The 9,392-nt window shown below is 57.5% G+C and carries 7 protein-coding genes; all 7 read left to right on the forward strand.

Annotated features, from left to right (window positions below; translation table 11 throughout):
- The first annotated feature begins 22 nt into the window (after positions 1-22).
- A complete protein-coding gene (locus CO664_RS24720; protein WP_097540242.1) occupies positions 23-718 on the forward strand; it encodes a type IV secretion system protein in 696 nt (231 codons plus the stop codon).
- Positions 715-1,524 carry a P-type conjugative transfer protein VirB9 gene (gene virB9 / locus CO664_RS24725; RefSeq protein ID WP_097540243.1) on the forward strand — a complete coding sequence of 270 codons (810 nt, stop codon included), beginning with the start codon at positions 715-717 and terminating at the stop codon, positions 1,522-1,524. Before CO664_RS24720 ends, virB9 begins: the two co-directional genes overlap by 4 nt.
- Positions 1,524-2,735, forward strand: coding sequence for a type IV secretion system protein VirB10 (virB10, locus tag CO664_RS24730; RefSeq protein WP_097540244.1), 1,212 nt, complete (start codon positions 1,524-1,526; stop codon positions 2,733-2,735). The genes virB9 and virB10 overlap by 1 nt, the downstream gene beginning before the upstream one ends.
- Entirely contained in the window at positions 2,716-3,744 is a 1,029-nt protein-coding gene (gene virB11, locus CO664_RS24735; protein ID WP_097540245.1) for a P-type DNA transfer ATPase VirB11, read from the forward strand. Before virB10 ends, virB11 begins: the two co-directional genes overlap by 20 nt.
- Positions 3,741-5,837: a type IV secretory system conjugative DNA transfer family protein gene (locus tag CO664_RS24740; RefSeq protein ID WP_097540246.1), complete on the forward strand. Its 2,097-nt coding sequence runs from the start codon at positions 3,741-3,743 to the stop codon at positions 5,835-5,837. The genes virB11 and CO664_RS24740 overlap by 4 nt, the downstream gene beginning before the upstream one ends.
- A gap of 1,056 nt (positions 5,838-6,893) precedes the next feature.
- Positions 6,894-7,079, forward strand: coding sequence for a hypothetical protein (locus CO664_RS24750; protein ID WP_103451176.1), 186 nt, complete (start codon positions 6,894-6,896; stop codon positions 7,077-7,079).
- A gap of 64 nt (positions 7,080-7,143) precedes the next feature.
- Positions 7,144-7,380: a hypothetical protein gene (locus tag CO664_RS24755; RefSeq protein ID WP_097540247.1), complete on the forward strand. Its 237-nt coding sequence runs from the start codon at positions 7,144-7,146 to the stop codon at positions 7,378-7,380.
- Positions 7,381-9,392: the final 2,012 nt, after the last annotated feature.

Consider the following 9,392-nt stretch of genomic DNA (forward strand, 5'->3'; position numbering starts at 1 on the left):
CTAGATGTAAGGGCTAGAACGCATGGCAGAAACGAATGACGCAGCTCTTCGGAGCTATTTTCAGGATGGCGATCGCTGGGAACAGGAAATCGTAAAGAGAGCCAAGCGATCACGCTCGCTCGCTTGGTTCGTCACAATGATTTTCGGTGCTATTACCCTGCTGTCACTGACGGCGCTGGTGATGCTCGTTCCACTGAAGAGCTTCGAGCCATACATCGTCGAAGTCGACAAGAACACCGGTTACATGGAGGTCAAAACCGGTCTCACGCGATCGGCCAAGCTCACCGATCAACAGGCGGTCACCCAGGCAAACGTTGTTCGGTATATCCGCTCGCGCGAAGGCTACGATCCTTTTGCCATCGAGCAGAATTTCGGCATCGCCGCCCTGCTCTCCACCGACGATGCTGCCCGCGAGCTGCAGGAGCTCTACAGCGCAGCCAATCCCAACAATCCGGCAAAGGTGCTCGGGAAGAACAAAAAGGTGACCGTGGACATCAAGTCCGTCACTTTCTCCAATGCAAGCACGGCCTTGGTCCGGTTTTCCACCACGGAAAAATCGGACACGGATTCAATCAGCAGGCACTACATTTCGGTCGTTCGATATCGCTACACGGACACGCCGGCGACCAACGAATGGCGCTTCGAGAACCCCCTAGGCTTCCAGGTCTATAATTACCGCCGCGATCAAGAGACGGTGACGCTGGGAGGTGAGGAATGATGAAACGCCTCCTGCTTTCCGCGGCCTGCGTGGCCGCCACGATGACTCACGCCTATGCTGCGCAGGCTCCTCGGCCCGGCACGCTCGATTCGCGCGTCACCAGCGTCGTCTACCAGTCCAACAACGTTGTGAAGGTCTCTGCCACCTACGGCATCTCCACCATGATCATCTTTGACGAGGACGAAAAATTCGAGACGATCTCGCTCGGCGACACCGATAGTTGGCAGGTGGCCCCTTCCGAAAAGGGAAACATCCTTTTCGTTAAGCCGATCGCCAAGAACGTCGCCACAAACATGAATGTTGTGACCACCAAGAGGATCTATTTCCTCGAGCTCAACGACCATGCTCCGACTGACGGCAAGCAGGTGTTCGGGATCCGTTTCGTGTATCCGGAAAAGGACCTGAACGCCGCACTTCGCAAAGAAGCCGAGTTCCGCGCGGCAAACCCGAACATGTCGAATCTCGACAAAGCCAACGTCAACATCGACTATTCATTTTCCGGAGACCCGGCGCTGAAGCCGTCTGTGATCTTCGACGACGGGAAAAAGACCTTCTTCAAGTTCGGCAGCCCGGTCCCGGCGATTTTCGCCGTTCAAGCCGATTTTTCCGAGACGCTGCGCAACTTCCGAAAGGAAGGCGAATATATCGTCGTCGACGGCGTCGCAACGCAATACACCCTGCGCGACGGCAATCAATGGACCTGCATCTTCAACCTTCGCAAGCCCGACTTCGGCGCTCCGGACCCCGACATTCTCGGTCCGGCCCCTGACACGAAGGCGACGAAACGTAGGAGGAGCGGCAATTAATGAAGCGCAGTCCCGAACTTGAGGCCATCACAGCGGCCGACGAAACGGCTGTCAGCAACAGGAATGTTGGACGCAATCAAGCTTTCGGCATGGCCGCCCTTCTCCTCGGGGGCGCCGTGGCGGCCTACTTCGTACTCGCGACGGCCGGCGAAAAGCCGCGTGATGTTGTTGACAGCGACGAAGAGTTTCAGACGACGACCTTCCGGCCGCCGTCATTCGTCCGAGAACACGAAGAGCCGAAGCCGGAGATAGAACCTGCAGTAATCAACTTGCCGCCACCCCCTGAGCCGGTTCAAGAAACGGCCGTCGACACGACCCAATTCAACGTGCCGCCTCCGCCAGAGGTCATCGAGACAACGCCCGAGGTTGCGCCTGTCGAAGAATTTCCCGAACGATACAAGTCCGGCCTGATCTCGCTCGATCAAAAAGGAGATGGCAATGGAAACGGGAGTTTGTCAGGCGATGAGGATTCCGGACTGACCGTTGCCGGCGAAGATCGCAACAGCAAGTATCTGGCGGCGGCGTCCAGCCTCGCCGATCGAAGCACAAAGGCTCGGCAGATCGAGCGCATCGACGCGATGATACCGGAGGGAACTTTGATTCCGGGTCTCCTCGAAACAGCGATCAACAGCGACCTTCCCGGCCAGATTCGAGCCATCACCTCGCAGGACGTCTACTCCTTCGACGGTCGGCGCGTGCTGATCCCGACCGGCACGCGCTTGATCGGAGAATACCAATCCGAAGTCACACGCGGGCAAAAGCGGATTTTCGTCATCTGGACCCGCCTCATTCGCGATGATGGTGTGTCGGTGCGCCTCAACTCCATCGGCACAGATAGCTTGGGACGCTCGGGCCTAACCGGTCATGTCGACAACAAGTGGCGCGAGCGGTTCGGCTCAGCAATCATGCTTTCGGTCGTTGGCGCCGGCGCCAGTTTCCTGACGGGATACGGAAGCGACGAGGCATTCGGGGACAACAACAGTGAGGCTCAGCGCGGTGAGGAACTAGCCCGCGAAACGATCGCCGAAACCTTCTCGGACATGGCGAACCAGGCCTTGAGCGAAAACCTTCGGATTCCTCCCACCATCAGCGTCAGCCAAGGCGAGCGGATCTTTGTCTATGTGCGCCAGGATCTGGATTTCAGCGCCATGTATGACGACCCGGTCACCGAAGCGATGAAGGAGATTCAACGTGAACGTCGCGGCAGGTAGCACCACTACAATCAGACGTGATCCGCATTACTTCCTCAACCGCGCCCTCGATCCGACCAAGCAATTCCTCGACGATCCGAAGGTGGTGGAAATCGCCGTTAACAAGCCGGGACACGTCTACGTCGAACGGTTTGGCGCCGATCACATGGAACATCATCTGATCGGCGCCCTGACGGCCGATGAAATCCAGAACATCGGCGAGCGCGTTGCGGCCGCCACCAACCAGTTTATTAGCCGCTCCAAGCCGATCCTGAGTGCCGCGCTTCCGACCGGCGAGCGCATCCAGATTGTGCTGCCGCCGGCGGCGCCAGAAGGCGGCTCGATCTCAATCCGCAAGCAGGTGGTCAATAACTTCACGCTCGAGGAGTACCGCGACAACGGCTCACTGGATAAGGTCTCTGTCGCCGTCGGCGGCCTGAGCGATACCGATCGCGAGTTGATAGCTCATCTGCGCGCAAATCGGATTTACGATTTCATCCATACCGCCATCACCAAGCGGGTCTCGATCCTGATCAGCGGCGGCACCTCTTCCGGTAAGACGACGTTCCTCAATGCCTGCCTGAAGAGCGTCGATCCGTATGAGCGGATCATCACGCTCGAGGACACCCGAGAGCTCTTCCCGCCGCAAGCGAACGCGGTTCACTTGATCGCGTCGAAGGGCGACCAGGGCACCGCAGATGTGACTATCCAAAGCCTGCTCGAGTCATCGCTGCGCATGCGGCCGGATCGACTGTTCGTTGGCGAAATTCGCGGCGCAGAGGCGTTCTCATTTCTTCGCGCAATCAACACCGGCCATCCAGGCAGCATGTCCACGGTTCACGCTGATACGCCGATGGGCGCCTATGAACAGCTAGCCATGATGATGCAGCAAGCAGGTATGTCGGCAGGTTTTTCGAAGCATGATCTCATGTCGTATATTCAGATGGTCATCCCGATCGTTATTCAGCTCCGCCGCGAAGGCGGCAAGCGTGGCGTCTCCGAGATTTTCTTTGCCCGGGATGAATCATGACGAAGCAGCTCCAGGCCTTCTACCTGCTCTTTTGCCTCGGGATAGCATTCGTTGTCTGGATGCTCGGGTACGGCCTGGGACTTCAGCTCTTCTATAAAGACGGGCGGATTCTGGAAACGACAATTACGAGCAATCCCTTCGCTCCGATCCAACAGTTCTGGCATTACAACACGAGCCCTGCCCTGCAGAAGGTCGCGCTTGGTTCGATGGTACCGGCGCTTCTGGTGGCCGGTCTGGTTGCATATATCGGCCTCAAACCGACGAGCAGTCCCTTGGGGGATGCTGCATTTCAGGACCTGGTTTCGCTCCGGCGCGGGAAATGGTTCCGCAAACAGGGCCACATATTCGGCCGGATCGGGCGGAACATTCTTCGCAGCAAGGACGATCGGCATCATCTCATCATCGGCCCGACACGCTCCGGTAAGGGTGCGGGCTATGTGATTCCCAATGCGCTGATGCATGAAGGCTCGATGATCGTCACCGATCTCAAGGGCGAAGTCTTCAAGGCAACGGCTGGCTATCGTCGTCAGAACGGCAGTCAGGTCTTCCTGTTCGCGCCCGGTTCGGAAAACACCAATCGCTATAACCCGCTCGATTTTGTACGCTCTGAGCGCGGCAACAGGACCACCGACATACAGAACATCGCCAGCATCCTGGTTCCGGAAAACACGGAATCGGAGAACTCGGTGTGGCAAGCGACGGCCCAACAGGTCCTTGCCGGCGTGATCAGCTACATCACGGAAAGCCCTTTCTACAAGGACCGGCGCAACCTCGGCGAGATCAATTCCTTTTTCAACAGCGGCGTCGATCTGCAGGCGCTGATGAAGTACATCAAGGAAAAGGAGCCCCACCTGTCGAAGTTCACCGTCGAGAGCTTCAATTCATACATCGCTCTATCCGAACGCGCAGCCGCCTCTGCTCTTCTGGACATTCAAAAGGCAATGCGGCCTTTCAAAAATGAACGGATCGTCGCGGCAACCAACGTCACGGACATGGACTTGCGCGCGATGAAGCGCCGGCCGATTTCGATCTACCTGGCGCCAAACATTACCGACATCACTCTCCTGCGCCCTCTCCTGACGCTGTTCGTGCAGCAGGTAATGGACATCCTGACCCTTGAGCACGATCCGAATTCGCTCCCCGTCTACTTCCTCCTCGACGAGTTCCGGCAGTTGAAACGGATGGATGAAATCATGACGAAGCTGCCCTATGTGGCCGGCTATAATATCAAGCTCGCCTTCATCATCCAGGATCTGAAGAACCTCGACGAAATCTACGGCGAAACGTCCCGGCACTCTTTGCTCGGCAACTGCGGCTATCAGCTCGTCCTCGGCGCCAACGACCAGGCCACCGCGGAATACGCGTCCCGGGCACTTGGAAAGCGTACGATCCGCTATCAGTCGGAATCCCGCACGATCGAACTTATGGGTCTGCCTCGCCGCACGAAGGTAGAACAAATCCGCGAGCGCGATCTCATGATGCCGCAGGAAGTCCGGCAAATGCCGGAGAACAAGATGATCCTGCTTATTGAGGGGCAGAGGCCGATCTTCGGCGAAAAGCTGCGGTTCTTCCAAACGCAACCTTTCAAATCGGCCGAAGCATTTGCCCAGGCCAATATTCCTCAAGTGCCGGACGTCGAATATCTGCCCCCGAAGCCAGTGCCGGCGACAACCCCTGAATATGCCAAAGGGGGAGATCCTTCCTTGGAATTGCTATCGCCGGCGCTAACACAGGAAGAGAAGCCGTCAGCGGCCGCGGCGAAACCGTCTCCCTCCAAGGAAGAGCCGGCAGCAGACGAGAAAGCTACGGCGCCTACCAAGCGAACCGTCAACACAAAGGCCTTGCGTCCGAAGACAAAGGCCGCAGCAGGGAAGACTGGTGGGCCGGAGGTTTCCGTAAATCTCGATGCTATGGAAGAGCGCATAAAGGCGATTGAGGAGGGTTTGAAACCAAAGGCCGCGCAGCTCAAGGAAGTTGTCGAGACGGCGGTTCAAAAGCTCGGCGACAAGTCTCCAACTACGCGCCGCAATTACATGGAAATCTTCAACACGACTGTACCTGACCCGGTCGAAGTTGGAGTAGCGGCCGAATGACAATTAGGATTCCGCGTCGAACGACATAATTCTGTTCCCACACGCGTCCGGACGTTGGGCGCTGAACGAGAACCACCGACCCAATGCGGCCGCTCGACGATCGCGCACGGGATGTCGGGTGCTGGCGCGCGAAGCAGACTTCCTTTCCGGCCTCCAGCGAGAGACGGCCCTTCCTACTTTGAATCGCCTTCAACCCGTTGTTAAACAAGAGGCCTGAGCGAACGCTTGGTCCGGCAACGATGGGAGCTTTCGACAGCAAGGCTTGACAGCAACTCACGAGCTGATCCTCACGCCTCCCAAGGCGTCGTTGCATTCCCTCAGAAGACTTAGCACCTCAGTTTGAATGCTTGCACAGATGTCGCGGCATTCTGCCAAACGATCGCGCTGCCTCCGCACCTCCATATTCAACCTCCAGGGCCCTCGGCTGCTAGCGCATAGGCTTCGAAGAGGTCGTCCAATTTCGGGCTCTTCAGGGAGAGCAGTTGCTTTCGATATTGCGGCAGAGCCATCGGCAGGCGCGCTCTGCCGACTCGAACTAGGGACATGTTTTTGGCGGCAGAATTATCGTGAGCCGGCCCTCGTTCGGGTGAAGACCAAAGGGGCTCGGCAGTGTCGAAATCGTCTGGCAACGCTCCCCAGACCAAGTCCTCCTCCAAAGCGTCCCTCCTTTTGGCGCCTCCAGCCGACGAGCAGGGCAATGACTATTTCCCTGTCACTGATACTGCTTTCGGAGGCAGACAGCTTCTAACGTCCCGCCGGCAGTCCTAAGCTTTCTCATCTTTCCGGTGTTCATGGTGGACCTCACGCGAAACCTCGGAGGCGAGGCCCCAGAGTGTAGCGAAGGGTGGAAGCATTGCTCTGGGACCAGGCACCATAACGCGGCAGAGGTTTGGCCCGTGGCCCGCAGGCACAATTACCCAATATGTGGCGGGAGAAATGCTCGGCAATGGAGGTAGGACCTTTGGCCATGCCGACGGGGACTAAAGTCCCATAACTAGCGGGAGCGGGAACCCACGAACGCCATCTTCGTTCTCCTGAACTACAAGGGAGGGCTCAATGTATCGCCTGCATCGTCAAGATATGCCCGAAAAGAAGGCCTCAACCGCGTTCCCGATCAGCCTGCTGTTGCTCTCGGTTGGCGTTATTCTGGCTTACCTCGCGATCGGCGGGGCTTGGTCGGAAAATAAAACGGAAATGGTCGTCTACACACCGCAGACCGCAGAGGTCCCGAACCCCCGCTAGGACTTGTCGTACGCGCCGGCTTCCATGTTCGATGTAAGTTTGCGTGCATTTGGGAGGAGCCGTGATGGCGCATTCAACAAAGAAGATTCAGATTGCACCGACGATGGAGAGCGAGGTCGAGCTTGTTGAGCAGGTCGTCTCCGACTGGTGCGAACTGCACCAGGTCGACCCGAAAAGCCACACGGCGATGATGGAGGGCTTGAGGGTCCTGTACCTGATGCGAGAGTTCGATATGAAGAACAGAAGGCAGCTTCTGAAAGCGCTACTCGACAGCGACGAAGGGCTTAGTCCCGAAGCCTAGTATGTATCTAAGGCTTAATCGACAAGCCTGCCGCGCCTGTTAAGATGAACCCACAGCAAAAATCACTTCCCGTCTCGACTGATGAGCTCGTTGGTCCCCCGCAAACGATCGGGCTCGTCTTTTCTCCACGAAATTTCGAGGCGAGTAATTCGTTTTGGGGCGTTTGCGCGTTGATGTACGAATGGCCAGAGCATCATTGAAAACCCGCCCGACACGCCTCCTTCGCTCAAAGGTCTCCTGGAGCGGCGAAGGCCGAATAAGCCATCCCGAAGCAGCCGCAACAGCGCTTCCAAGTGCTCCCGCCCGCCATAGCCGACGATGGGTGCAAACGGCGTCAGGACGGCGTCTTGGTCGCCAGGATAAAGACGTACGAATTCGACGAAGTTTGTAAAACCCTCGTAATTGCTGTCCTCGAGAAGAGTTCCACATGGGCGAACTGCGGCGATAGCGGTGGCGACCGATCAATTTAACAGGCAGTGCAACGCCTCGCAGGGTCTTCCCAGGTCGCCGATCCTTAAATCCTCGATTGCTACTTCGCCCTTCGGGGTCATGATTGCCGTGCCGCCGAGCATGCACATTGGAGCACCGGAGCCACGGCCCATTCGATATGCGTGGCCGCGACCGGGTGGTTGTCCTTCCACGACTCTCTCCCGCCGGCTTGGCGATGGACAGTAGGATCGTCGAAGCCACGGCAGCCATCGCAGCAATTTTCGCTCCTGCTGCAGCAGTAACGCCAAGAAAATGGCGGCGCGCATAAATCGACATGCGGACGTTCTCTGCTGCGGGGCATCATTGTTCCCCCAAGATTTTGAAAATTCGTCCATTTTCCTCCATTATCGTCGCTGATGAAACGTCACCATTCTATGCTCGTATGCCCTCGATCAGCATGCCCTGCCGCTAAAGGTGGTAGACGCCCATGACGTCTCAACGCGCCTATAAATTAAGATGATGAGCTGCTTCCGAGCCGAGCTCGGCTGCCCGGAACTCTTTGCGCCCAGCACGCGTTATCTGAAATCGCTCCATGAGGGTTCCGTGCGACAATCGGGAGCGAAGAGTCAGGAGGCGACTCGGCGCCCGCTGAAGTAGCGGGCGCACTTGGTTGTGGATCGGAGGCTGAGGGGAATGGACCTCAGCGATCACACCAAGCTCGAAATTATGAGCCTTATTTCTAGCGGCGCTCGCAGCGCCCGCGATTATCCTTGCGGCAGTGGAATGGTTCACGCCAGATTTACACCGGCAGATCCAGGTTGGCACCGTCGCGTCAGTGCCACACTGATTGCGGGCAGGCTACGCATACAACCAATCTCGTCTGCCCGGCCGGTCACCGAAAAAGCTCAGCAAGCCTTGAGCATCTCTTGCAGGTTATAAGGCTCTCGAACGCCCGACTGATACAGCTCGATCAATGTGGCCGCTAGCGTGTCGGCTTCATCGCTCTCGCTCTCAAGACCCCTGATCCTCAGTTCACGATCGAGGATACTTGAAGGAGTTCCACGTCAGTCGGCAGGAGGGGGTATTCGCGCCACCGGCGCACGGCTTAATTTCCTTTCTAAGCGACTTGGCCCGATGGGAGGCAGCATCAAGTATGCCCTTCAATTGTGGCGGTTGCTCGCTCTCAGACGACTTTCAAAATAGGGTTGTGAAGCCGTCCGAACCTGCTCGCGCTACGGCGCAAATTGGCCGAAAGAAGATGCCTACTTACTGTCGTTTCACGACAGAGAAGGGCGGCTCGTGCCTCGATAGAACATCGAGGCAGCCCCATTCGTGCAAGCGTCGTACATTGCGCCAGATGCGGTTCGATCTCAGCGCAGGATGTTGAACTGCTCTTGTCCCGCCCCCTATTAGTGGGTCGCCCGGGCACGGAGAACGTCCAGCGAACGCCTGATGCCGTCTTTAAGGTTGACTTGCGGCGCGAGCCCGAAGTGCCGTTGAAGCGCTGTGTCCCCGCACCGGAAAAACACCCCTTCGGGACGACTGGTTGTTCCGACGATTTTCGGCGACCAGCCGAGCTCTTC

The sequence above is a fragment of the Sinorhizobium sp. NG07B genome (genome assembly GCF_002532005.1).
GTDB lineage: Bacteria > Pseudomonadota > Alphaproteobacteria > Rhizobiales > Rhizobiaceae > Sinorhizobium > Sinorhizobium fredii_C.